The organism is Vibrio sp. KUL80, assembly GCF_059725495.1.
On the sequence record NZ_AP045841.1, the window covers coordinates 3,022,270 to 3,043,861 of the forward strand.

General features: G+C 47.6%; 21 protein-coding genes. 10 read left to right on the forward strand and 11 right to left on the reverse strand.

Going from position 1 to position 21,592, the window contains the following annotated elements; translation table 11 throughout:
* Positions 1-80 precede the first annotated feature (80 nt).
* The 4 genes from pcnB to panC are packed head-to-tail and all read left to right on the forward strand — an operon-like array spanning position 81 to position 3,642.
* Entirely contained in the window at positions 81-1,436 is a 1,356-nt protein-coding gene (pcnB, locus tag AC6I8U_RS13790; protein WP_042475958.1) for a polynucleotide adenylyltransferase PcnB, read from the forward strand.
* Positions 1,436-1,921 (forward strand): 2-amino-4-hydroxy-6-hydroxymethyldihydropteridine diphosphokinase, encoded by a 486-nt coding sequence (gene folK, locus AC6I8U_RS13795; protein WP_042475955.1) that lies wholly within the window; start codon positions 1,436-1,438, stop codon positions 1,919-1,921. Before pcnB ends, folK begins: the two co-directional genes overlap by 1 nt.
* Before the next feature lie 24 nt (positions 1,922-1,945).
* Positions 1,946-2,740 (forward strand): 3-methyl-2-oxobutanoate hydroxymethyltransferase, encoded by a 795-nt coding sequence (gene panB / locus AC6I8U_RS13800; RefSeq protein WP_234494526.1) that lies wholly within the window; start codon positions 1,946-1,948, stop codon positions 2,738-2,740.
* 8 nt (positions 2,741-2,748) lie between these two features.
* Positions 2,749-3,642, forward strand: a complete 894-nt coding sequence (panC, locus tag AC6I8U_RS13805; protein WP_498017183.1) for a pantoate--beta-alanine ligase — start codon at positions 2,749-2,751, stop codon at positions 3,640-3,642.
* 95 nt (positions 3,643-3,737) lie between these two features.
* Here panC and AC6I8U_RS13810 read toward each other — a convergent pair whose 3' ends face one another.
* The gene (locus AC6I8U_RS13810; RefSeq protein ID WP_446569562.1) at positions 3,738-4,994 is read right to left on the reverse strand and encodes a methyl-accepting chemotaxis protein; all 1,257 of its coding nucleotides are present in this window, start codon (positions 4,992-4,994) and stop codon (positions 3,738-3,740) included.
* Positions 4,995-5,128: 134 nt separating this feature from the next.
* Here AC6I8U_RS13810 and AC6I8U_RS13815 point away from each other — a divergent pair, with 134 nt between their 5' ends.
* Positions 5,129-5,899 carry a potassium channel family protein gene (locus AC6I8U_RS13815; RefSeq protein WP_234494529.1) on the forward strand — a complete coding sequence of 257 codons (771 nt, stop codon included), beginning with the start codon at positions 5,129-5,131 and terminating at the stop codon, positions 5,897-5,899.
* Positions 5,900-5,931: 32 nt separating this feature from the next.
* Here AC6I8U_RS13815 and AC6I8U_RS13820 read toward each other — a convergent pair whose 3' ends face one another.
* Positions 5,932-7,449 carry a CYTH and CHAD domain-containing protein gene (locus AC6I8U_RS13820; protein ID WP_498017184.1) on the reverse strand — a complete coding sequence of 506 codons (1,518 nt, stop codon included), beginning with the start codon at positions 7,447-7,449 and terminating at the stop codon, positions 5,932-5,934.
* Between the two features lie 206 nt (positions 7,450-7,655).
* Here AC6I8U_RS13820 and AC6I8U_RS13825 point away from each other — a divergent pair, with 206 nt between their 5' ends.
* The 3 genes from AC6I8U_RS13825 (at position 7,656) to AC6I8U_RS13835 (ending at position 10,555) form a co-directional block, all read left to right on the forward strand.
* Positions 7,656-8,336 (forward strand): TIGR00153 family protein, encoded by a 681-nt coding sequence (locus AC6I8U_RS13825; RefSeq protein WP_042475951.1) that lies wholly within the window; start codon positions 7,656-7,658, stop codon positions 8,334-8,336.
* 124 nt (positions 8,337-8,460) lie between these two features.
* The gene (locus AC6I8U_RS13830; RefSeq protein ID WP_234494531.1) at positions 8,461-9,723 is read left to right on the forward strand and encodes an inorganic phosphate transporter; all 1,263 of its coding nucleotides are present in this window, start codon (positions 8,461-8,463) and stop codon (positions 9,721-9,723) included.
* 220 nt (positions 9,724-9,943) lie between these two features.
* Positions 9,944-10,555 carry a TIGR04211 family SH3 domain-containing protein gene (locus tag AC6I8U_RS13835; protein WP_042475948.1) on the forward strand — a complete coding sequence of 204 codons (612 nt, stop codon included), beginning with the start codon at positions 9,944-9,946 and terminating at the stop codon, positions 10,553-10,555.
* Positions 10,556-10,624: 69 nt separating this feature from the next.
* Here AC6I8U_RS13835 and rpoS read toward each other — a convergent pair whose 3' ends face one another.
* The 9 genes from rpoS to AC6I8U_RS13880 form a co-directional block, all read right to left on the reverse strand.
* A complete protein-coding gene (gene rpoS / locus AC6I8U_RS13840) occupies positions 10,625-11,608 on the reverse strand; it encodes an RNA polymerase sigma factor RpoS (protein WP_498017185.1) in 984 nt (327 codons plus the stop codon).
* 118 nt (positions 11,609-11,726) lie between these two features.
* Positions 11,727-12,686, reverse strand: coding sequence for a murein hydrolase activator NlpD (nlpD, locus tag AC6I8U_RS13845; RefSeq protein ID WP_394152951.1), 960 nt, complete (start codon positions 12,684-12,686; stop codon positions 11,727-11,729).
* A gap of 12 nt (positions 12,687-12,698) precedes the next feature.
* Complete coding sequence (locus AC6I8U_RS13850) at positions 12,699-13,322, reverse strand: protein-L-isoaspartate(D-aspartate) O-methyltransferase (RefSeq protein WP_042475946.1); 624 nt, start codon at positions 13,320-13,322, stop codon at positions 12,699-12,701.
* A 3-nt stretch (positions 13,323-13,325) separates the two neighbouring features.
* On the reverse strand, positions 13,326-14,087 hold the full coding sequence (surE, locus tag AC6I8U_RS13855) for a 5'/3'-nucleotidase SurE (RefSeq protein ID WP_446569558.1): 762 nt from the start codon (positions 14,085-14,087) through the stop codon (positions 13,326-13,328).
* Between the two features lie 5 nt (positions 14,088-14,092).
* Positions 14,093-15,070: a tRNA pseudouridine(13) synthase TruD gene (gene truD / locus AC6I8U_RS13860; protein ID WP_498017186.1), complete on the reverse strand. Its 978-nt coding sequence runs from the start codon at positions 15,068-15,070 to the stop codon at positions 14,093-14,095.
* A 12-nt stretch (positions 15,071-15,082) separates the two neighbouring features.
* On the reverse strand, positions 15,083-15,562 hold the full coding sequence (ispF, locus tag AC6I8U_RS13865; RefSeq protein WP_498017187.1) for a 2-C-methyl-D-erythritol 2,4-cyclodiphosphate synthase: 480 nt from the start codon (positions 15,560-15,562) through the stop codon (positions 15,083-15,085).
* A complete protein-coding gene (gene ispD, locus AC6I8U_RS13870) occupies positions 15,559-16,269 on the reverse strand; it encodes a 2-C-methyl-D-erythritol 4-phosphate cytidylyltransferase (RefSeq protein ID WP_498017188.1) in 711 nt (236 codons plus the stop codon). Before ispD ends, ispF begins: the two co-directional genes overlap by 4 nt.
* Positions 16,266-16,547 carry a cell division protein FtsB gene (ftsB, locus tag AC6I8U_RS13875; RefSeq protein ID WP_128647962.1) on the reverse strand — a complete coding sequence of 94 codons (282 nt, stop codon included), beginning with the start codon at positions 16,545-16,547 and terminating at the stop codon, positions 16,266-16,268. Before ftsB ends, ispD begins: the two co-directional genes overlap by 4 nt.
* Positions 16,548-16,665: 118 nt before the next feature.
* Positions 16,666-17,316 carry a PilZ domain-containing protein gene (locus AC6I8U_RS13880; protein WP_498017189.1) on the reverse strand — a complete coding sequence of 217 codons (651 nt, stop codon included), beginning with the start codon at positions 17,314-17,316 and terminating at the stop codon, positions 16,666-16,668.
* A gap of 219 nt (positions 17,317-17,535) precedes the next feature.
* On the opposite strand from AC6I8U_RS13880, the gene AC6I8U_RS13885 reads away from it, so the two are divergent.
* Positions 17,536-19,647: a TonB-dependent siderophore receptor gene (locus AC6I8U_RS13885; RefSeq protein WP_498017190.1), complete on the forward strand. Its 2,112-nt coding sequence runs from the start codon at positions 17,536-17,538 to the stop codon at positions 19,645-19,647.
* 179 nt (positions 19,648-19,826) lie between these two features.
* Positions 19,827-21,584, forward strand: coding sequence for a bifunctional lysophospholipid acyltransferase family protein/GNAT family N-acetyltransferase (locus AC6I8U_RS13890; RefSeq protein WP_498017191.1), 1,758 nt, complete (start codon positions 19,827-19,829; stop codon positions 21,582-21,584).
* The last annotated feature ends 8 nt before the right edge of the window (positions 21,585-21,592 follow it).

Consider the following 21,592-nt stretch of genomic DNA (forward strand, 5'->3'; position numbering starts at 1 on the left):
TAAGCGGCAAATTTCATGCGTCAGGCACGAAATAGGGCTAAAAAGCACTCTATTTCGCGAACCTTAATTGCGTTAATACTATGAATAAAAAAGAAAATTCTCAAAAAGCTCATCATGTATATAGTGACATCTCATTACACGTCCATACACGTGATGAACACAACATCTCGCGCAAGCAGATCAGCGATAATGCGTTAAAAGTCCTATACCGCTTAAACGGTGCAGGCTATGACGCATATTTAGTTGGCGGTGGCGTGCGCGATCTGCTGCTTGGAGAACAACCTAAAGATTTCGATATAGCCACTAACGCGACGCCAGAGCAAATTAAAAAACTGTTCAGAAACTGTCGACTGATTGGTCGCCGTTTTCGACTCGCTCACATCATGTTTGGGCGGGATATTATCGAGGTTGCTACCTTCCGAGGTCACCACCAAGAGCAAGAAAAGAACGTTTCTCAGCAGAGCAAAGAAGGCATGCTGCTGCGCGACAATGTCTATGGCAGCATTGATGAAGACGCAGAACGTCGTGACTTCACCATCAACGCAATGTACTACAACATCGGTGACTACTCGATCCACGATTACGCAGGTGGTGTCGAAGACCTCAATGACCGACTTATTCGTCTCATTGGCGACCCAGATGTGCGCTACCGCGAAGACCCAGTCCGTATGCTTCGTGCGATTCGTTTCGCTGCTAAGCTGGATTTCGACATTGAGGAAGATACCGCAGCGCCAATCGAAGACTTGGCGCCGCTGCTGCGCGATATTCCTTCTGCGCGTTTGTACGAAGAAGCACTCAAACTGCTTCAATCGGGTTATGGTCTGGAGACCTACCACTTAATGCGCGAGTACAACCTGTTCCAGCAGTTGTTCCCTCTAATCGCTCCTCACTTCACAGAAGACTACTCGTCACAAACCGAGCAAGTTCTTGATCTCGTGTTGGATGCAACGGACGAGCGTATCGAAGAAGGCAAACGCGTTAATCCAGCCTTCATGTTTGCCGCTATGTTGTGGTATCCAATGATGGAAAGCGCCAAAGAGCTCATGTCGCGCGGCCTATCAGAGTACGACGCAATGATGGAAGCGAGTAATATCATACTGGATGAACAGGTGAAATCGACTGCCATTCCGCGCCGTCATACCGCGACTATTCGCGAAATCTGGCAGCTACAGCTGCGTCTTCCACGTCGCTCAGGCAAACGCGCATACCGCTTGATGGAGCTAAACAAGTTCCGTGCTGGCTTCGATTTCCTTGAAATGCGCGGAGAAATTGAAGGCGGCGAAGTGGCACTGCTGGCAAAATGGTGGGGCACATTCCAATCTGCGGGACGTAATATGCGTCAAGCGATGGTGAATGATATCGGTGGCTCTAGCTCACGCTCCGGTTCGCGTCGCAGACGCACGCCAAAGGCGAAAAACGCCAAGAGTGCTGAATAATGACCATCTGCTACATTGCTATCGGCAGTAACCTGTCCGACCCAGTCTCACAAGCCAAAGTGGCGATTGAGGCACTTAAAACACTTCCTAAGAGCGAGCTTCTGGCTTGCTCTTCACTTTACAGCAGCACTCCGATGGGGCCGCAAGACCAGCCTGATTACATCAATGCTGTTGCAAAGATTTCAACCGAATTAACGCCACTGGAACTGCTTGATTGCACCCAAACGATCGAACTGGAACAGGGGCGTGTCCGTAAAGATGAGAGGTGGGGCCCAAGAACCCTAGATCTCGACATCATTCTTTATGGCAATGAGGTGATCGATTCCGAGCGCTTAACCGTTCCTCATTACGGGATGAAACAACGCGAGTTTGTTCTCTATCCGCTTATGGAAATCGCACCAAATTTACAACTCCCTGATGGGACTGAGCTCACTACCCTCATCGATAGTGTTGACCGTAATGGACTCAGAGTTTGGCAATCCTAGCCAATCCCCTAATAAGGATTAAAAATGAAAAAAATCAACATTAACGACCTCGTTAAGTGGAAAAGCGAAGGTCGCAAATTTGCAACTTCAACGGCATACGATGCCAGTTTTGCAGCTTTGTTTGAAAGCCAAGAAATGCCTGTAATTTTGGTCGGCGATTCACTCGGCATGGTACTGCAAGGTCACAACGATACCTTGCCTGTTACTGTCGATGATATTGCTTACCACACGCGCGCTGTGCGCGCAGGCAGCCCGAATTGCCTATTGATGGCTGACATGCCATTCATGAGCTATGCGACACCACAGCAAGCGTGTGAAAGCGCTGCAGCGCTGATGCGCGCAGGTGCAAACATGGTGAAGCTAGAGGGTGGTGACTGGCTAGTTGATACGGTAAGAATGTTAACTGAGCGCGCAGTACCTGTCTGTGCTCACCTGGGTCTTACGCCTCAAAGCGTTAATATCTTCGGTGGCTATAAGGTGCAAGGTCGCGATCAGAAAAATGCGGATAAGATGGTTCGTGACGCACTCGCTCTACAAGAAGCAGGCGCACAAATTATCCTTCTTGAATGCGTACCTGCCGAGCTAGCAGCGCGCATCACAGAAGTGCTAGACGTTCCAGTCATCGGTATTGGTGCTGGTAATGGTACCGACGGTCAAATCCTTGTGATGCACGACATGTTTGGCATTTCAGCTAATTACATGCCTAAATTCTCAAAGAACTTTTTGGCAGAAACAGGCGATATGCGCAGCGCCGTTGCTAAATATATCGCGGATGTGGAGAGCGGCGCTTTCCCAGACGACGCTCATACGATTGCCTAGGGGGAATCATGCAAACTTTCGCTGATATTGCTGAACTTAGAGAGCAGATTGCTCAGCTAAAACGTGAACAACGCCGTATCGCGTTTGTTCCGACCATGGGTAACCTTCATGAAGGTCACTTAACGCTGATGCGTAAAGCTCGAGAGAACGCAGATGTGGTTGTGGCGAGTATTTTTGTTAACCCAATGCAGTTTGAGCGCGCAGATGACCTCAACAACTATCCGCGCACGCTGGAAGATGACCTGAGTAAGCTGACCGCTGAAGGGGTTGATTTGGTGTTCACGCCAACACCAGAAATCATGTACCCGAACGGTCTAGATAAGCAAACCTTCGTTGAGGTACCTGGCATCTCGCAAATGCTTGAAGGGGCATCTCGCCCAGGACACTTTAGAGGTGTTGCGACTATCGTGACGAAGCTGTTCAATATTGTGCAGCCAGATGTCGCGTGTTTTGGTGAAAAAGACTACCAGCAGCTCGCACTGATTCGTCAGATGGTGAACGACCTCGCCATGAATATCGAGATCATTGGCGTACCGACGGTACGTGAAATGGATGGTCTTGCTATGAGCTCTCGCAATGGCTACCTCACAATGGATGAACGCCAACGTGCACCCGTGCTTGCGAAAACCATGCGTTGGATGAATAGTGCCATCCGTGGTGGTCGTGACGACTATGCATCCATCATCGAAGATGCCAGTGACCAGCTTCGTGCCGCGGGTTTGCAACCCGATGAGATCTTCATCCGTGATGCTCACACCCTTCAGGCTATCAGCGACAGTTCTACCCACGCGGTCATTTTGATGTCTGCTTTCTTGGGTAAAGCGCGCCTTATTGACAATCAAGTACTCGAACTGGCTCAAACGCAGGTTGAACCAGAAACGAGTGGCGAAGAGAATCAATAAACACTCAGCTAAAAAAAAGCGGCTCACTTACACCAAGTGAGCCGCTTTTTTATTGAAGCGTCTATAAAAATCTAACGTCAAAAATCTAACGTCGCTTAAACATTGAAAGACTGGATCTTGTTATCGAGCTCAGCCGCGTTGTTTTGCATCATCTCAGATGTTTCGAGTAGCTCAGTGACCACCACAACCGATGCCTCTACCAACTCACGTACATTAGTTAGGTTTTGGTTCATCTCTTCAGCAACACTGCTTTGCTGCCCCGCTGCAGTAGCGATTTGGAAATTCATATCATTAATCTGGTTAACCTGGCTTACGATGCCATCAAGCTCAGTACCCGCATTCGTCACAAGCTCTACGCCATCCGCGGCTTCAACCACACTCTTCTCCATCAGCTCTACCGCTGAATTGGCGCTCGATTGTAGCTGAGAGATCATCTCTTGGATTTCGACTGTCGCTTGCTGGGTACGCTGTGCAAGGTTACGTACCTCATCCGCTACCACAGCAAAACCACGTCCAGCTTCACCCGCTCGAGCCGCCTCAATCGCTGCATTCAGTGCAAGTAAGTTAGTCTGCTCTGAAATGCCTTGAATGGTGCCAACCACGCTACCAATCGACTCCACGCGCTCTTCTACCTGGTTTACCGCCGCCGCAGAAGCTGAGATGTCGTTCGATAACTCGCTCATCTTAGTTACAGTGCCCTGTACAAAGCGCTGCCCCGTCTCTGCTTGGCCCGAAGCCTGCTCGGTTAGTTGCGAGGCGTTATTCGCGTGGTCTGCAACGGTTTGAACCGTCGAGCTCATTTCGCTCATCGCAGTAGCCAGTTGGTCGATCTCTTGGAACTCTTCTTGAGATGACTCTTTGGTCTCAGACATGCTTAGCGTCATTACTTCAGTGAGCGTCGCCAGCTCTTGAGAGGTTGCCACTTGAGTTTTGATGATGTCTTGAAGCTGTGCACGCGTTCGTTCTAACTCACGAGCCACATCACCGTACTCATCTTTACAGTCCATGATTACCGGAACAGTAAGATCTTTATCTGCCATTCGCTTGATGGCGTCACTTAGGTAATTAGTCTGCTTAAGCATGGTTTTTGCTGCAAACATCAGCAGTGCCACAAACAGAACAATCATCAAGGCAGTTTGCCATACGACCTGAACTAGATAAGCTTCGTAGTGTTGCTGGGCAATCGCTTCGTTCTGGGTTGCGGCAAGAAGAGAGTCGTAAAATGTGCTTGCATCCCACAACTGCTTACCAACAAGCAGTACGGTACTAAAAATCATCAACATCAACATCTTAGGAACTAAGCGAACATCGGTGATGAGTCGCTCCCAAGGTTTAAATGCCAGTGTGGTCATTATCCGTTCTCCATTAATTATTATATAGTTAGGGAATCTTTCTCTAACTGAATGCCATTTTCACTTGCCTGCATGCCAAAAGCCGTAGGGGGGAATGTGAATCATGAGACCAAGTTATTTATTTCGAGCCTCGTATGAAAGCAAATGATACCAAAACTGAAACTAAGCCTCTGAGCTTATTGTCACTGTTCCTCTCTTTTATGGCGCTATTTGTGATCTCAGCCTTATTGTTTGCTCCCATCAACGAGGATGAGCGTACTGTTCTTATCGGCCTCGACTTTATAATCTGTAGCTTATTTATTCTGCAACTTGTTGTGGATCTGATCCGCTCCACAGATCGAGTGCAATTTTTGAAAACCCACTGGATCGACTTCCTAGCCAGCCTGCCGATGATCGAGCCACTAAGATATGCCCGCGTCTTTCATATTTTTCGTGTGGTACTAGTGATTCGCTCTGGTGAGGCCTTATTAAGACAACTCGCTCGTAATAAACATGAAACGACGATCGCGTCGATCCTTTTGCTACTCGTGCTGCTCATTACCGTTGGGGCTGGGCTGATTATGTGGGCTGAGAGCGGCGATCCCGATGCCAACATTCAACATATTGGCGACGCCGTTTGGTGGGCTTTTGTCACGGTATCAACGGTCGGTTATGGCGACCACTACCCGGTTACAATCGTAGGTAAGTTCTTGGCAGGTATCATTATTATCTGTGGTGTGGGTATGTTTGGTATGACGTCGGGCTTGATTACCTCACTGCTCTCTTCACCCAGTTCTATGGATGAGAGACGCTCCAAACACAAAGAGGTCATGCTACAGAAGGTGCTTAACCAACAAGAAGTGATTTTGCATAAGCTTGAGAAGATGGAGCAAAAAATAGAATCACTCGAGCAAGATAAAAAATAGGGAGGCGTATTGCCTCCCTACTCTCAACCGAACTAATTTTGCCAGTATGGCTCTGCCTCAATACTGATCTGCCTGGTCTGCTCCATAGCGTGTAAGATTGAGCTTTCCTGACGACGCAACCAGCGCTCTAGCTGCTCGCGCTCTTCGCCCTCAAGTTTATCAACAAGCTTCTCTAACAATTCCAGCATCTGTAAATCATCAATACCCTGCAGCAAGTCTGCCCACGGCAAACGGAAGTTATTGCGCTCTTCCATGCTGTACAGGCTTGCAAAACCAACGCCGGTATATAAGTTGCGCATCAAACGATACTGCTGGTCGATGTACTCTTGACGAGACAGTAGCTTCTCTGGTGGAAACGCTTCAATGAGCTCAGCCCAAGTACGAGCGAGCTGTTTCACTGAGAATGGCTTAATGTCTTGAGACATTTTTTCACGCGCCTTGTCATCCAAGAATGGCTGCCAGCCTCTCGAAAGGATCCAGCGGCTAAGATCCAGCAACAAGCCTGCGTAACGCCCTGAGTGAATGAGCTTTAGCATCTCTTCACGCTCAGGCAACTCTTGCTCCATCTCTTTAAGCTCAGCAACAAGAAACTTTCTTGCGTCTAGCTTTCTCAAAATGTGGCCTTTGTCTTCCAGCAAGGTCTCAAAGTGATCGTAGCTTTTTAGCCACTGCAACTCTTGCTCTAGCCATTTCAATTCTTGTCTCAAAATGGCGCTTGCGCGTCGCGGTACAATTCCACCGTAAACCGTCAGGACCTGGCGAATAAAGCTGAGCGCATGGCTGATCTCTTGCAAGGCCTCAATCGACTCATGCTCAACATAAATCTGCTCGTGATAATGCCAATGTGCCAGCGCATGCTCTAAGGAGTGAATAAAGCAGCTTTCAACACTATCTGTCGCAACAGTATCCACCAAATCCATGGTCTTGACTGGGTCGCCATCATAGTTAGCTGCCAGTCTATAGCCGCGCGCCGCTTTACTTAGGTTACCAAGTCGAATGCCACCACTTTCACACAGTTCACGAGCCAGAGTGAACAAGGCATCCGTTTGCCCAGATTTTAGCTCGAGCTCGACTTCACAAATTGGGTAGGTTCTATCACCCGAAGAGACAACACCCTGATCAAATGCAACCTCAACCTGACTGCCATCAGTCATACCGATTAACCACTGCTCACGAGTGAAGTCAGTAGCAAATATTGGTAACAATTCTGATTGTAACGTCGCGACATCTTTCCCTTCGGGATAGATATCGGTAGGGTGAAGTGTTAAGTCTGGGATGTTAGAACTGTGTTCAGCGTTATATTCTGGACGTTGGTGCAGACCAGCCACAACGCGTCCTGCTGTCTTTACAGTCTGTACAAAAACATCGTCAAAGCGACGAATTCTGAGACCAATATCGTGTTGGCGCAGCCAGTTATCTGGCGTGTCGAAGTAAGTGTTTCCTAACTCACGACAACTGTGCTGAAGTACTTTTGTTTCAGCAATCTTGCTAAGCAAAGTTTCTGAAAATTCTGGAGAAACAAAAAACTTCAGTTCTATCTCGGTTTCCATAGTTTTACCTTTCGGGGGTACTGACAACAGGATATGAGCAATCGTACTAATCAGCAAGTGACAAATATCACCCAAATGATGATCTAAAACAGTTTAAATCGGCGTTTTAATGGGTTACCATGCGCGCCTTTATAGCCATCGCTCAACATTTCACCATGATATTGGTGTATGTTTATTTCAGGTTATATTAATTAGGTTGAACAACCATGCCAGTAAATACAATTATGGGGTTATTTGCAAAGTCCCCTATTAAGCCTTTGCAGCGCCACGTTGTGTGCGTAACAGAATGTTGCTCTCACCTTATCAACTTCTTTGAGACAAGCTCAAAGGGTGATTGGGAAAAAGCAGCGGAGATCCGTGCGCAGATTTCTCACTTAGAGAAAGAAGCCGACGTTTTGAAGCGTGAGATCCGTCTTAAACTACCACGCGGCCTGTTCTTGCCAGTAGACCGTAGCGATATGCTAGAGCTACTGACACAGCAAGATAAGCTTGCCAACCTTGCCAAAGACATTGCCGGTCGTGTTTACGGTCGCCAACTTGTCATTCCTGCGCCACTTCAAGAAAACTTCATCGCTTACGTGAAGCGTTGTCTTGATGCAGCCAACCAAGCTCAGAACGTTATCAATGAGCTGGATGAACTGCTAGAGACAGGCTTTAAAGGCCGTGAGGTGACTCTGGTTGCAGAGATGATTCACCAACTCGATGTCATCGAAGATGATACCGATGCCATGCAAATCCAGCTTCGTCAGCAACTGATGGCGATTGAGCAAGACATGAACCCTATCGACGTTATGTTCTTGTACAAAATTCTTGAATGGGTCGGCGGTATTGCAGATCAAGCTCAGCGCGTAGGCGCTCGTCTTGAACTCATGCTGTCTAGGTCTTAAACACACGTTAACTAAGTAACAAAGAGCGAAGAAGTATTAGGCGTTGAGCACAGACAATGCTTAAGATATTGCCCTGCGCCCGACTTTTGCTCCGCTTGTTATGAAACAAAACTAGGTTATTACAATGGATATTCTTGCAAACTACGGCACTATCCTGATTCTTGTTGCGGCGATGTTCGGTTTCCTTATGGCGATCGGTATCGGTGCAAACGATGTTGCCAATGCAATGGGTACTTCTGTTGGCTCTAAAGCTCTAACAGTTAAGCAAGCTATCATCATCGCGATGATCTTCGAATTCGCCGGCGCATACCTTGCTGGCGGTGAGGTAACAGACACTATCCGTAAGGGTGTGATTGAGACCTCTCTGTTTGCTCACCAGCCAGACGTTCTTGTGTTCGGTATGATGTCGTCACTCTTGGCGGCAGGTACATGGCTATTGCTCGCGTCATACATGGGCTGGCCGGTATCTACGACTCACTCTATCATCGGTGCGATCATCGGTTTCGCTTGTGTGTCTGTCGGCACTGAAGCCGTAGACTGGGGTTCAGTAAAAGGCATCGTGGGTAGCTGGGTCATCACTCCGGTGATTTCAGGTTTCTTCGCTTACGTTATCTTCATCAGTGCACAACGACTGATCTTTGATACTGAAAAACCGCTATTCAACGCAAAACGCTTCGTTCCGGTTTACATGTTCATCACCACTATGGTTATCGCACTGGTCACTATCAAGAAAGGTCTTAAGCATGTTGGCTTGCACCTTGAAGGTATGGAAGCGTGGGCGTGGGCAGCGGGCGTTTCGTCTCTGGTTATGATTGGTGGTTACATCTACATTCAGCGTAAGTTTGCAGACCGTGAAGAAGACCATGGCTTCAGTGGCGTAGAAGGTATCTTCAGCGTACTTATGGTTATCACAGCTTGTGCGATGGCATTTGCACACGGTTCAAACGACGTAGCGAACGCGATTGGTCCACTATCTGCTGTTGTGTCTACGGTTGAGCACATGGGTGAAATCACAGCGAAGAGCACCATCGCATGGTGGATTCTACCTCTAGGTGGTATCGGTATTGTTGTGGGTCTTGCGACTATGGGTCACAAAGTAATGGCTACTGTAGGTACAGGTATTACAGAGCTAACTCCAAGCCGCGGTTTCGCAGCACAGCTCGCAACAGCGTGTACTGTAGTATTAGCCTCTGGTACTGGTCTGCCAATCTCTACAACACAAACTCTAGTTGGTGCGGTATTGGGTGTTGGTTTCGCTCGTGGTATCGCAGCACTTAACCTAGGCGTTGTACGTAACATCGTAGCTTCGTGGGTCGTGACTCTGCCTGCTGGTGCATTGCTAGCAGTGGTATTCTACTACGCGATGCAAGCGGTATTTGGCGCATAAGCCAAAGCAAAACAAAAGTCAGGGAGATGTGAAGCTCACGTCATATTTGACTCAAATTCAAATAAAGGGAGGCTAAGCCTCCCTTCTTTGTTGCACCCACTTAAGAAACTTCATACTATTTGGGCATTCTTAAAAGTTTACAATTTGAGAGTGCGTCACAGCCCTGCTGCTAGCGCTACTTTCTTCATCATTCCCCATTGATACACTTAAGGGACTTACTGTGAAAAAACTGATCTGCATGATCATGGTGTCGTTACTCGCTGCTCCTGCGGCGTTGGCTCAAGATCGTTATATTGCCGACAAGCTATTTACCTACCTACATTCTGGGCCAAGCGCTCAGTACCGTATTATTGGTAGCATCAACGCAGGTGACAAGGTTCAGCTGCTATCGTCTAACCGTGAGACAGGTTACTCACAGGTCCAAGACAGCCGCGGTCGTAAAGGCTGGGTAGAATCTAAATTTGTCACTACTCAAGAAAGCATGGCGGTTAGATTGCCTCGTCTTGAGAAAGAACTGACGCAAGTGAAATCTCAGCTATCGAGCGCACGCGAAACAGCAGACAGTGAGAAAGGCGGCCTAGTCAGCTCGCTAGAAGCACGCAACAAGCAGATCGCTGAGCTTGAGCAAAACTACTCAGACATCAGTGAACAGCTCACCTCTTCTCAAACAGAAATCCGTGAGCTACGCGCTAAGCTAGACACACAAAAAGAAGACCTACTGCTTCGCTACTTCATGTACGGCGGCGGTGTAGCCGGTGCTGGTCTTCTATTCGGTCTGATTCTTCCGCATCTGATTCCGCGTCGTAAGAAAAGCCCGAATGGCTGGGCGTAATACGCTAACGCCATCAACACACAAAAAAACCGCCTTATAGGCGGTTTTTTTGTGTCGTTTGAATCGATTCTAATCGTCATCGAAGTTGAACAAAGACTCCATATTCAAACCCTGTTTCACTAGGATATCGCGCAACCTGCGAAGCCCTTCCACTTGGATCTGACGAACACGTTCACGAGTGAGGTTGATCTCTCTGCCAACCTCTTCAAGTGTCGATGGCTCGTAACCAAGAAGACCAAACCTTCGAGCCAGCACCTCTTTTTGTTTAGGATTTAGCTCATCTAACCAATGAATAAGTGATGATTTAATGTCATCGTCTTGGGTTGATACTTCTGGATCAGAATGGGTTGAATCAGGAATGATATCCAGTAGCGCCTTTTCACCATCTCCACCAATTGGCGTATCCACTGAGCTAATGCGCTCATTGAGGCGAAGCATTTTAGATACATCGCTGACCGGCTTATCAAGTTTTTGAGCGATCTCTTCAGCGGTCGGCTCATGGTCAAGCTTTTGCGACAGTTCACGAGCCGTACGAAGGTAAATATTCAGCTCTTTGACGACGTGAATTGGCAAACGAATGGTGCGCGTCTGATTCATCAAAGCACGTTCAATAGTTTGGCGGATCCACCAGGTCGCATAGGTTGAGAATCGGAAGCCACGTTCAGGGTCAAACTTCTCTACAGCACGGATCAAACCTAGATTGCCCTCTTCGATGAGATCAAGGAGTGCAAGGCCACGGTTGCTGTAGCGTCGAGAGATTTTCACAACGAGACGAAGGTTACTTTCGATCATACGTTTACGTGCAGCTTCATCTCCTTTGAGTGCACGTCTTGCATAAAGAACTTCTTCTTCAGCGGTAAGTAGTGGTGAGAAGCCAATTTCCCCTAGATAGAGCTGGGTCGCATCCAGGCTTTTGGCCGAGGCATCGTACAGGTCTTTCTCTTCGGATTCTGAGTTGGAATCGTCATTGGTCAATGTTGACTGCACAACATCAACGGATTCGTTTTCAATGTCGAAGTTTTCGTTCTTGGTTACTGCATTGCTGATACTCATAGCGCCTCCCCCTGGCGAGCTAGCAAGACATGACAACTCAACTATGTCGCTAACTTTCTCTGATTACGTCAATCAAATTGCAAGTAGCTTTTCGTACGTTGTAAACGTTATACGGCAGTTACGGCAAGTAGCGTTTAGGGTTTACCGATTTGCCTTGATATCGAATTTCAAAGTGCAGTCTTACGCTGTTGGTTCCGGAGCTTCCCATCGTAGCGATTTTTTGTCCGGCTTTGACACTTTGTCCTTCTGAGACCAATAGCCTATCGTTGTGTGCATATGCGCTTAAGTAGCTGTCGTTATGTTTGACGATAACGAGGTTTCCATAACCACGAAGTGCATTGCCCGAGTAAACCACAGTTCCTTTTGCAGTGGCGACAATGTCTTGGCCACGCTGGCCAGCAATGTCTATCCCTTTGTTTCCTTGGTCCCCTGCAGAAAAGTTCTTTATTACACGTCCCTTTGTTGGCCAGACCCAGCTGGAGACTTTGGCATTCGAGCTAGGCGGAGGTGTTGGCTTAGCTTTTGCTGTCTGCTGTGGCTTTGCTTGCGGCTTAGCGGTCTGTTTTGCCGTATTGGGTTTCGTGTTATTAACATTTTGTTTACCTTTAGACTCACCATACTCCTTTGTTTTGCTTTGATCAACCTTCTTTGCAGCCGTTTTTTGACTATTTTGTGTTGATGAGCTACTCGCTTTTGGAGCCGGGGTTGAGGCTGCTTTTGTGCTGCTTGAACTCGCTGCAGCCGTTGCTGCAGAAGCGGTCGCGACGTCGCCAGCCCCAGAACCACCAAATGCAGGTGGCGCATAGGCTTGACGCCACAAGTTGAGGCGTTGCCCCGGATGAATAGTATAAGGTGATTGAAGATTATTGAGTCTAATCAGGTCTTTAACATCTTTATCAGTGACGTAGGAGATAAAATAGAGGGTGTCACCTTTCTGGACTTCGTAGTAGCTACCTCGATAGCTGCCACGGGAGACATTATCGTACTTGCCTCCCAAATTTGAGACAGGCGCAGGCGAGTGCCCAGCACACCCGATGAGTGCACTAGACAGAAAAACAACGGAAACCACTGCTTTCATTCGGCTTTGCATTTACGCCAATTCACCTGCTACGAGAGGAACAAACCTCACCAATTCAACAACTTCGGTACTAAAACTATCACCTTTACGGGTGATTTTTAATAATTGTTGCTCATTATCGCCGACTGGGATCACTAAACGTCCACCATCATTGAGCTGCGACAACAAGGCTTGGGGAACTTCGGAAGCAGCCGCGGTAACGATAATGGCATCGAATGGACCTTTTGCTTGCCAGCCCTGCCAACCATCACCATGCTTGGTGGAAACATTGTATATATCAAGGCGCTTCAATCGGCGTTTAGCTTCCCATTGCAGCGCTTTAATTCTTTCCACCGAGTAAACATGATCCACAAGCTGTGCGAGTACCGCCGTCTGATAGCCAGATCCCGTGCCGATTTCGAGTACGCGTGTCTCTCTTTCAAGATCCAGTAGTTCTGTCATCTTAGCGACAATATAAGGCTGCGAAATCGTCTGACCGGCACCGATAGGTAAGGCATTATTGTCGTAAGCTTGGTGAAGCATAGCCTGAGAAACGAACTGTTCTCTAGGTACAGCTAAAATGGCATCGAGCACCGATACGCTGCTCACTCCATGAGATCGGATAAACTCCACTAATTTTGCTGCTTGTGGGTTCATTAGTTACTCTCTCCCTGATACCCAACGTTCCATTGCGCCAATTGACTCATGAGCAGTTAAATCGACCTGCAAAGGTGTGATCGAGATATGCCCCTGTTCAATTGCATAAAAGTCGGTACCTATTCCAGCGTCTTGCTCCTTGCCAGGAGGTCCCAACCAATAGATATCATGACCACGCGGGTCTTGTTGTTTGATCATGCTCTCTGCATGATGTCGAGCGCCCAATCGTGTCACAGACACCTCACCAAGATCTGCAAGGGCACAATCTGGGATATTAATGTTCAGTAGTCGATTAGTAGGAACGCGCGTCGCTAAATGCCTTTCGACAAATTGACGAGCGATGATCGCTGCCGCTTTAAAATGCTGCTTACCAACCAAGCTGAATGCGATTGATTGTACACCTAGAAAGTGACCTTCCATTGCTGCAGCAACAGTTCCAGAGTAGAGCACATCATCACCTAGGTTCGCACCATGGTTGATCCCAGATAACACCAAGTCAGGCATATCATCTTTCATCAACTCATTAAGGGCAAAGTGCACACAATCTGTCGGTGTGCCCTGCACTGAGTAGACTTTGGGCTCGATCTGATTGACTCGCAGAGGCTGCTCAAGAGTCAAAGAGTTTGAGGCGCCGGAACGATTACGATCTGGCGCAACAATAGTGACATCAGCTATCTGAGCAAGTTCCGCTGCTAAGGTGCGAATACCCTCGGCATGCACACCATCATCATTACTGATGAGAACTTTTATTCTTTTACTATCCATGAAACCTAGAATTGCCTTTCTACTTCTTCTACGTTTGCCAACTCTCTCAAGATTGATGTCGCAAAGCTTCCTGAATCAAGGGAGAAAGAGAGCGTTACGGCTTGTCCATCTGAGTCACTGTTTAGTGCCTTTGGTTTGAGCACAATCGCTCGTCGGTCGTGACGCATGCGATTACCGCGGATCAGAGCCATCAGATCGGGTTCGCCGTCAACAATGCTTTGCTCAAGCGCCATCGCCGCATCTTGTGTTGGTAGCGCATTATCGCCTGCCAATGCTGCTGTGATCAGCCCGGTTTCATCCAGAATGTCACCAGGTAACTCTGAGTTAAAACAACCATGCTCAAGTCGCTTAGAAACGATTTGGTTAAAGATCCAAGAACGGGCAGCTGACAGATACAAGCTACGCTTGTTCTGATTACGGGTGCGAACATTCTCACGTCCCCAGCGCTTTGCTTCGGTAACGTTGTTGCCATCGCGACCAAAACGCTGTTGACCAAAATAGTTTGGCACGCCTGCCTCAGACACTTTGGCGACTCTTTCCATTAAGCCTTCAACATCAGACACTTCTGTAAGGCGAATTTCAAACTCGTTACCAGCAAGGTCACCAGGGCGCAGCTTTTTGTTGTGCCAATCTGTTGCCACTATTTCAATACTAGGATATTGAGCAAGAAACGCTGAAAAGTCAGGAACATTCTTCTTAGGCAAATGGACACTGAGCCATTGCTCGGTAATCGCATGACGATCTTTTAAACCTGCCCAGCCGATATCTTTAGACTTAACGCCACATACCTTAGCAAGTTCATTGGCGACAAAGCTGGTGTTTTCACCATTTTTGCGCACCCGAAGCATTAAGTGTTCACCTTCGCCAGCAAACTCAAAACCAAGTACTTCTTTGACAATAAAGTCTTCGTTGCTGGCTTTGAATTTAGCGCTAACCGCTGGTTTCCCGTGTAGGTAGTTCAGTTCGTTGAGAACATCCGTCATGATATCTGCCTTTTAAGACGTTACTTTGTTGATCAGTACCACAGCTTCTGTGGCAATACCTTCTTTACGTCCTGTAAAACCAAGTCTTTCCGTAGTGGTCGCCTTAACATTGACGTTACCAATATCTGTCTCTAGGTCTTGAGCGATGACCTGACACATGGATTCAATATGTGGTGCCATTTTCGGCGCTTGTGCCATGATGGTGATGTCCGCATTGACTAACTCGTAGCCTTTCGCTTTTACCTTACTGTAAACATCACGTAGCAGAGCGCGACTGTCCGCGCCTTTCCACTCTTCATCGGTGTCTGGGAAGTGACGACCGATATCACCCGCAGCGATAGCGCCCAGCAAGGCATCACACAATGCGTGTAATGCCACATCACCATCTGAGTGAGCAATCAAGCCTTGCTCATAAGGAATCGAAACACCACCAATGATGACAGGTCCTTCACCACCAAACTTATGTACATCAAAGCCATGACCTATTCTCATTGTTCTGGTTCCTTATTTTTAAGATAGAACTCCGCCAGAGCGAGATCCTCTGGTCGAGTAATTTTAATGTTGTCACTGCGACCTTCCACCAGCAATGGCGCTAACCCTGTCCACTCTACAGCAGACGCTTCATCGGTAATGGTGACCCCTTCCGATAGTGCATTGCTCAGTGCACTGTGCAGCAGTTCCACTTTAAACATCTGTGGCGTAAGTGCATGCCAAAGACCCGCTCTATCCACCGTATGATCAATGCCTTTGGCACCGTTTGCGCGTTTCATCGTGTCTTTCACTGGCGCAGCAAGGATTCCACCCACAGGGTGCGTGCTCACTTCATAAATGAGTTTGCTGATATCTTCGTGCGTGATACAAGGTCTCGCCGCATCGTGCACTAGACACCAAGCATTAGGCACACGCTGCTTCACATAGTCTATTGCAGATAAAACTGAATCAGCACGCTCACCACCGCCCGGCACTCTGATGACGGGTTTCTCTGAGATAAACGACAGCCCTTCAAAGTAAGGGTCATTATCACTGATTGCGACAATCACACTCTCGATACTTTGATGCGACAATAGGCGCTCAATAGTATGCTCAAGAATGGTCTGCTCGTGGATTTTTAGATATTGCTTGGGAATATCCGCTTGCATTCGACTACCGACACCTGCTGCAGGCACGATAGCAATGATTGGATGATGTTCAGGGATCATTGGTTGTCCTCACCTATGATTCGGTAGAAAGTCTCTCCTTGCTGAATCATTCCGAGCTCATGCCTAGCGCGCTCTTCGATAGCATCCAGTCCCTGTCTGAGATCGTCTATTTCAGCAAACATCTCGTCGTTGCGGGTTTGAAGGTTACCATTCACTTGCTGCTGGACATGAATTTCTGCGTCTACTTGGTTAAAGTCAACGATGCCATTTTTTCCAAACCAGAGAGTGTACTGAAGCCAAGAAAACACCACAAACAAGACAAGTGTAAAGATACGCATAAGTCGGAACATTCCATTGAGAAATTCTGCTCTTTATATAGCACAGTTTACACTTTGAAATAAGCGAAGAAAAAGCATTGTTGTTATGTAGAAGTCAAAGTAAGCACACACTCGCTTTTTAACTCACATTCAATGACAGCTCCGCGAGTGTGGTTTTTAAGCGATTAGACATTAAGACTTGTTGATTGAACTGAATGCCAAGTAGCGTGCCTTTGCCTTGCTTCTTCACCGTCACCACCTCAAAGCTTATTCCAGCCGGTAGGAATTGGTTCAATGGACACTCGACTTTGAGAGCTAATCCTTTACAGAAATCATGTGGTCCTTCGATATACACACCACAACCCGCCAATGAGAAATCAACCATTTTGCCCTCTACAGCAGACTGGCCAAAAGAGAGATTGCAGGGCACGGACAGCTTGTAGCGAGAGTGCTCCCTGATGGGCTTAGAGACAAAATCAGAAGGCGCCGCCAAGAACAGATGCTGACACGGCTCATCCGCCCGCGAAATAAAGCGTGAACGAAACGCGATAACATGACCAAAACTTGAGTCTGAGAGTCCCCGAACGACAAGATCACCGTCTGTCAGCTCTCCGAGAGCCTCTGAACCAACCTGAGAGACATCAACAATTAGAAAGGCGGAAGGTTTGAAGCCGATAAGGGTTGCGGCGATCCCTTTAATCTGCTGATTATCTGCGGATGAAAGACTCAATTTCATCCCTGGTTTCAAGAAACGGTAACACTTATTTTGTTCTTCTAGTCCCCACTCCATTGATAGAACTCCTTTCACTAACAACAAGTTAATTACACTCCATTTACCATTGTTATGCAATCACTCCCTTGTATAAACAGGCGATACAATTGCTTACATTTGTATTTATTGCTAATGATAATAAATAACATTAGCATTCATATCGCCATTTCAACTATTGGCATAACTCTCTAATAATAAAACCGTTTGTCTCGGATACTCGAGCAAGGAAAGCCCAGAATGAAATTCAAAGTGACCACACTTTGTAGTGCAGTGGTACTCGCACTCCATACCGCCCCAACCTTCGCAAATGACGCACCTAATACAGTAGATGAAACGCTTGTTGTTCACGCTCAAGCCTTCGATGACTACAAAGTGGATAGTGCAACCGGCGCGATGCGAACTGACACCACTATGTTGGAAACGCCTCAATCCGTTAACGTTATTCCTGAAATTGTGCTTGATGAGCAGCTTGCAACCACGCTAGGTGAAGCGCTGCAAAATGATGCAAGTGTCAATGCAGGTTCTCAAAAGTGGAATCGCGAAGAATTCTATATTCGTGGCTTTGAGCTTTCATCAACCAACGGCTACCTTCGAAACGGGCATTCTTTGTTTACACACTACATGCTGCCTATCGAGACACTGGATCGCATCGAAGTGATCAAAGGACCATCAAGTCTACTTTATGGTAACTCTGCACCTGGCGGCATGATCAACATGGTTTCAAAGAAACCGACAGCGAAGCCTATGGTGAATGTAGGAACAGACTTCGATCACCTAGGTAGCACACGCTATCACATTGATGCATCAGGCAAGTTAAATGAATCTGGTACGTTGCGCGGGCGCACCGTTCTTGTAAAGCAAGATGCAGTAGAGACCCGTCGCTATTCCAATGGCGAGCAAAGAGAGCGCGATCGCTTCTTGGGATACGGCGTGATTGAAGCCGATCTTGCGGATTGGGGCTTGCTGTCTGTTAACTACGAAAAGACTAACGATCGTGCACCTATCGACTCTGGATCATGGTTGGACATGCAAGGCAATCGCATTGGTGATCGTGACATGATCCGCGATGCACACTGGTCATTTATCGATAATGATGTGGAGAACTGGGGCGCGGATTTAGACCTATACATCAACTCTCAGTGGCGCGCTAATCTGAGCTATAACTCACAGCACATGAAGCGCCACCGCTACGATTCTCTGCCAACGCCGACTGCGGATACCATCGTGGATGGCAGCTACATACTAAAACCGTTTGATCGTCACGATACATGGAAGACTCAAGCATTCCACGCAGACCTTCACGGTGAGTTCACAGCATTAAGTGTCGATCACCAAGTGCTTCTTGGCGTTAATGGCCAGTTTTATGATTACGCCCAGCTTCGAGTATCAGGAGACGCTATCGATGTGAATCCTGGTGACATCCCGAGTAACCCGGGCTTAGATTACAACAACGACAAAACGGTCTATGAGAGCAGCAACCATTTCTATGGTTTCTACGCTCAAGATTTAATCACCTTTAATGACCAGTGGCAGGCACTTGTTGGAGGTCGTTATGATCAATATTTTGCTGATGGAACCAACCCAGCAACCGGTGACATTGTTAAAGGCGCTAATGATAGCCAAGCGTTTTCACCAAAAGTCGGCGTTATCTATCACCCAAGTTACTCTGGCAGTATCTATGCAAACTACTCTGAGAGCTTCAACCCTGTAAGCAACGTTGTAAATGACGATGGTTCGGTCACCGAACGTACCCCGGAAAAGAGCCGACAGTATGAATTAGGCACAAAGTGGGAACTGATGGATAACCGCTTGCTTCTAACGGGTGCTGTATTCGATATAGAAAAACTAAACATCAGCATCGAAGAAAATGGCATTACGACTCAAAATGGTAACCAGTTGCATCGCGGTGCAGAAGCTGGAGCACAAGGTCAACTGTCAGAGCAATGGTTTGTAATGGCGTCAGGTATGTACCTAGATGCGAAATACAACAATCACGACTTGTACCAAGACAAAACGCCAGCCAACGTTCCTGAATGGTCAGGTTCAGTATGGACGCGTTATGCATGGACTGAAGCGACCGCATTCAATATTGGTCTTTTCTACCAAGGTGAACGCTGGGCAGACAATGCCAATACCGTTCAATTAGATGGTTATGCTCGTGTTGATACCGGCGCATCACATAAGATCGCCAGCGATTACGTCACTTGGGACTTCCGCTTTAATATCGAAAACTTGTTCGACACGGAATACGTGTCTGGCACCGGCGGCAGCACCAGCAACAATGTTGTCACAGACGTGCACTACGGCAACGAGCGTCGCTTCAAACTATCCGTTAATGCAACCTTCTAACCCGCATTAACCCCAACACCTCTAAGAGCGCTTCGGCGCTCTTTTTTATTGCCAGCTGTCTATTTCGTCACCAGTCTGACATCAATACGTCATCCATCCTCCATCTCTCTTACGCAATTTTGACACATAGGCGTCATACCCTTTTAACGACAATAAATGGAATTCGCCCAGAGGATGTTATGGAAACCACCAGCCCTTTTCGCTTGCCAAGAAAGACCCCTTTAGGAATTGCAGAGAACGTTGCCGAGTGGGCCACTGGCCTGTCGGTGCTTGACCAGTTATATGCTCAGCGCCCTGCTGGCTGTGATACCGAGTCCTTCTTGCGTTTTTCATTAGAGATTTTGGGGATCGACTACCACGTTGTGTCGGGCAGTCGTGACAACATTCCACATACAGGCTCAACCCTGATCGTCGCAAACCATCCGCTCGGCTGTGTTGAAGGCGTCATACTCGCGGAGTTACTGCTGCAAGTTCGCAAAGACGTGAAAATACTGGCAAACGAGTTCCTTAAACTCGTCCCGGAGCTAGAACCGCTATTTATTGGTGTCGATGTCTTTGATGGTGCGAATGCTCACCGCTCCAACACCCGTGCGCTAAGACAAGCTAACCAACACCTTGAACAAGGCGGAGCCTTGCTGGTTTTTCCTGCTGGAGAAGTGTCTCAACTGGTTGATAGCAAAGCACTTCGCTTAGAAGATAAAGAGTGGAGTCGTTCTGTCAGTACCCTGATAAAGAAAAACAAGGCGCTCACCGTACCTGTTCATATAGGCGGGCTGAACTCAAAGCGTTTCTATCTAGCAGGAAAGGTACATCCTATGCTACGTACTGCTATGTTGGGTCGAGAGCTTTTAAACAAAAAAAATCGCCCTATCGGCATCTCGATTGGCGAAGCCATCAAATACAAAGAGGTAAACACTCTCGATAACCGACAGTTAGTCAACTACCTGAGGCTCAATACCTACCTATTGGGCAGGGATCAGACCGAGCGAAACGTCTCTGATTCAGACACCTCCAACTACCAAGCCATCGCTCCTGCTGTTCATGTCAGTGATTTACTCGAAGATATAGAGCAGTTACCAGCGGAGCATCATTTACTGTCCAGTGGTGAATTTGAGGTTTACTGTACGACCATCGACCATATCCCATCGGTGATGCACGAGATTGGACGCATGCGAGAGAGCAATTTCCGCCAAGTCGGAGAAGGGACAGGGCAGTCGCTCGATATCGATCAGTTTGATAAGGACTATCATCACCTATTTGTGTGGGATAAAGAGAAGCACAAACTTGTGGGCGCCTACCGCCTAGGTTTAGTGGATAAACTGCTTGAACAACACGGAATCCAAGGCTTGTATTCAAGAACCTTGTTCCAATACGACCAACCTTTTCTTGATACCATGGGCAAGTCTATTGAGATGGGTCGAAGCGTCATTGCCTTTGAATATCAAAAGAGCATGAGCGCACTGCTATTGCTTTGGAAAGGCATTGCTGAGTTCGTACATCGACATTCGGAATACTCTCACCTGTTTGGTCCGGTCAGTATCAGCAGTGACTACAGTGAGGTAGCAAGACAGCTTCTAGCGGATACCATGACGCTGCATCACTACGACAGCGAGAGTGCAAAACATGTCATTGCTCCAAATCCTCCAAAGCTGGAAGATACACCAAGCTGGAATACCCACCTGCTTTCTGCCCTGGCTGACATGCAACTTCTATCGCGCGTAATTTCTCGACTGGATGAAGGCAAAGGGGTGCCCGTGTTGCTGAGGCAATATCTAAGCCTTAATGGCAAGCTCGTCAGTTTTAACGTCGACCCTGATTTCAACAATGCGCTCGATGGACTTATTGTGGTGGATCTAAGGCGCGTGCCTCTCAAGTCTTTGTCTCGTTATATGGGTAGTGAACATGCCAAACAGTATCTCGCTCTTCACAATAGCTAATCGGTAAC